This window comes from Kitasatospora nipponensis, from assembly GCF_039528135.1.
Taxonomy (GTDB): domain Bacteria; phylum Actinomycetota; class Actinomycetes; order Streptomycetales; family Streptomycetaceae; genus Kitasatospora; species Kitasatospora nipponensis.
The window spans coordinates 1-1,859 of the sequence record NZ_BAAALF010000418.1; the positions used below are offsets into that span (position 1 = coordinate 1).

1 protein-coding gene is annotated in these 1,859 nt (G+C 70.3%); it reads left to right on the top strand.

Going from position 1 to position 1,859, the window contains the following annotated elements; genetic code table 11:
- Positions 1–86 precede the first annotated feature (86 nt).
- The coding region (locus ABD323_RS40800; RefSeq protein WP_344447165.1) for an ATP-binding protein at positions 87–1,859 on the top strand (1,773 nt) is incomplete at its 3' end.

The following is a 1,859-nucleotide window of genomic DNA, read 5'->3' on the forward strand; positions in this document are numbered from 1 at the left end:
CGACGTGATCACCGGGCTCTGGGCGGTACTGCCCGTGTGCCGTTCGCTGCCAGCACGTGCAGTTCGACGATGGGTAGTGTCGCGGTGTGACGATCATCAAGCAGCGGCTGAGGGAACTCCGACGGCGAGCCTTCGCGGGGCGCACGGGAGAGATCGAGCTGTTCCGGTCGATGCTGGGCGCAGGCGGCGTGCTCTTTCTTCACGGTCCCGGCGGCATCGGCAAGAGCGCGTTGCTGGACGCTCTGGCCGACGTCGCCGTGACCGCGGGCGCCGATCCGATCACGATCGACGGCCGCCACGTGCCGCCGGTCCCAAGTTCCCTTCAGGCGCTCTCCATCGGCGGCCGGGCGGTGCTGCTCCTCGACAGCTACGAACTGCTCGCCCCGATCGACGACTGGGTACGGGAGGAGTTCCTGCCCGCGCTGCCCGCCGACGCGGTCGTGGTCATCGCGGCACGACGACCGCCCTCGTCGCCGTGGCTGGCCGATCCCGCCTGGCGCGAGATGATCCGGGTCGTCGCGCTGCGCAACCTCGCGCCGCAGGACGGTCGCGCCTACCTGGCGCGGCAGCACGTCCCCGCCGAGCTCCACGAGCACCTGCTCGACATAAGCCACGGCCACCCGCTCACCCTGTCCATGCTGGTGGACGCGGTGCGGCGAGGCGGTGGCGTTCCGCCGCGCACACTCGCAGACCTGCCCGATGTGGTGGGCGGTTTGCTGACCCGCACCCTGGACGAGGTACCGGGCCCGCGCCACCGGCTGGCGTTGGAGGTCTGCGCGCACGCCAACGTCATCACCGAGAACGTCCTGCGATCCGTGCTCGGCGACAACGCCGGGGAGCTGTTCACGTGGCTGCGCACGTTGTCGTTCGTCGAGGAGGGTCCGTACGGCCTGTTCCTGCACGACACGGTCCGCGACATCCTCGACGCCGACCTGCGGTGGCGCGACCCGGAGCGTTACGCCGAGGTGCACACCCAAGTCCGGGCCGACCTGGTCGCACGGATCCGCTCGGCGCCGGACCCACTCGAGCAGCAACGGCTCCTGGCCGACGCCATCGTCGTGACCTGCCCGCGGACCAGGCTCGCCGCATACGTCGCGGCCGCACGGCCCGTCGACCACCACATCGATGTACTGCAGCCGCAAGACACGGCCCCGATCGTCGAGATGACGACCCGCGCTCAGGGGGCGGAACAAGCCGAGCTGGTGGCGTACTGGATACGGCGCCAGCCCGGAGCCTTCCGGGTCTTCCGCGGACCGGACGGGGAGCCACGGGGGTTCACCGCCTGCCTCGACCTGCGCGCCGAGGACGTCGGGGTGGATCCGGGCGTCGACAGCATGTGGCAGTACACCCAGCAGCACGGCGCGGCACGTCCCGGCGAGCACGTACGGGCCTGGCGGTTCTTCCTCGACCGTGACCGTGGGCAGGCCTCATCGCCGTCGCTGACCCTGTTCGCTGTGTGTCAGATCCTCGACATCCTCACGCGTGACCACTCCGCCTGGACGTTGGTCGGGGCGTACGCGGATGCCGAACTGTGGGAGCCGACACTCGGCTATCTGGATTTCTGGCCGGCAGCTGAGGCGGCGTACACGATCGGGGAGACCACCTACCCAGTCTTCGTCCACGACTGGCGGCGCACCGGCCTCACCGAGTGGCTCGAACTCACCGCGGCCCGCGAGGTGGGTGCGCCGGCCCGGCCGGCACAGGAGCAGTCGGCCGAACTTGTCCTCTCCCAAACCGAGTTCGCCGAATCGGTCCGCGCGGCGCTGCGCGATCTGCACGCGCCGCAGACACTGCGGCACAACCCGCTGATGCGATCGCGGGTCGTGCGGTCATCCGGCTCAGCGCTCGAAGAGCTCCTC